Genomic DNA, 1,525 nt, shown 5'->3' with positions numbered 1-1,525 from the left:
GCCGCGGACTGGGGCCGGACCAGCAAGCAGTTCAAGGCCGTGCTCCAGGGCTGGCAGCCCCGGCGCGTACGCCGCTGAGCACGTCGTACGACGTGTCGCCGGCCACCGCGATCTGCCGTACGTCGTCGGCCGCCTTGGTGCGGACGAACGCCTCCAGCACCATGTCCGGGTACGGCCGCCCGCGCCCGCCGGCGTCGGCCGGGCACAGGGTGAGCGGCACCAGGCCGCGCCAGCCGAGGGCGTCCAGGACGGCGTCCTGGGTGACCCGGGCGAAGCCGGTGGTGAGGACGACGGTACGGCCGGCCGCGGTCAGTTCCTCGATGGCCTCGCGGGCGCCGGGGACCGGTGCGATCAGGCCCTGGTCGACCAGGGCGCCGTACGCCTCCTCGAAGGCGGTGTTGGCGCGCCGGGCGCGGTCCTCGTCGCCGAAGAGGTGGCGGAAGACGGAGATCTTGGACTCGCCCATGGTGGCGCGGACGTAGGCCAGGTGCTCGGCGTGCTCGGCGGAGCCCGGCTCGACGCCCAGCTCGGCGGCCGCGGCGGCGAAGGCGCGCTCGACCAGGCCGCCGTCGGCGACGGTGGTGCCGGCCATGTCGAGGACGACGAGGCGGATGCCGTCGCCGCCCGGGGTGTTCGGGGTGACGGGTGTCATGGGGGTGCTCACCAGCCCAGTTCGTTCGCGGTGGTCTCGGCTATCGCGGGGGCGCAGGTCATGCCGCGCCCGCCGGGCCCGGTGACCAGCCACACCCCCTCGTGCACCTTCCGGCGGTGGACGACCTTGCCGGGGTCGGTGCACTGCGCGTACACGCCCGCCCAGCGGTGCCGCACGCGCGGCAGCGGCCGGCCGAGGAGGGACTCCACGACGCCGGTGAGGTGCTCGTAGGGCTCCTCGACGGTGTCGAAGGCGAAGGGGTGCTCGTACTCGTGGGTGTCGCCGATGGTCAGTCCGCCGTCGGCGCGCTGGACCATGAGCAGCTGCATCCGGTGCGCGGCGGCGGTCTCCGGCTGCGGCTGGCGGGCGTTCAGCTCGTCCAGCGCCTTCGAGGCGTACGCCGGGTAGTAGCGGAAGCTGTCGGCGTCGGCGACGGAGGTGGTCAGCGGCTCGCCGAGCGGGTCGGTCTGCATCATCTGGAGGCGGACGCGGCGCACCGGCAGGTCCGGGCCGGCCAGTTCGCGGACGAGCCCGCCGAGCCAGGCGCCGGTGCACAGCACGACGGCGTCGGCGTGGTGGGTGTCCCCGTGGTCGTCGCGGACGGTGCCGGCGCCGGTCACGTCGCGCACCTCCCGGCCGGGCAGGAAGGTGTAGTTCGGCGACCTCAGCAGCTCCGCGCGCAGGGCGAGCTGGGCGGTACGGGGCTCCACGGCCGCGTCCCGCTCGCAGTACAGGGCGGCGGTGAAGTCGCCGCGCAGGGCGGGGTTCAGGGCGCGGGCCTCGCCGGGGGTGAGCAGCTTGTAGCCGCGGGCGGCGGCCAGCACCAGATGTGGTCCGCGCACTTCATCCAGTACGACCAGCCCGCCACCTGGC

2 protein-coding genes are annotated in these 1,525 nt (G+C 74.9%); both read right to left on the bottom strand.

Annotated features, from left to right (window positions below; all coding sequences use genetic code 11):
* Positions 1–31 precede the first annotated feature (31 nt).
* The gene (locus H5J33_RS34835) at positions 32–652 is read right to left on the bottom strand and encodes an HAD family hydrolase (protein ID WP_258565610.1); all 621 of its coding nucleotides are present in this window, start codon (positions 650–652) and stop codon (positions 32–34) included.
* 8 nt (positions 653–660) lie between these two features.
* The coding region (locus tag H5J33_RS34830; protein WP_181798650.1) for an FAD-dependent oxidoreductase at positions 661–1,525 on the bottom strand (865 nt) is incomplete at its 5' end.

This window comes from Streptomyces sp. WELS2 (assembly GCF_013870595.1).
Lineage (GTDB): Bacteria > Actinomycetota > Actinomycetes > Streptomycetales > Streptomycetaceae > Streptomyces.
The sequence above is the reverse complement of the archived record's forward strand: the minus strand, read 5'-3'. Positions and strand labels throughout refer to the sequence as shown.

What these genes read in the sequence shown, in the direction of transcription:
- H5J33_RS34835 (WP_258565610.1), bottom strand. Translation starts at nt 652, where the DNA reads ATGACACCCGTCACCCCGAACACCCCGGGCGGCGACGGCATCCGCCTC.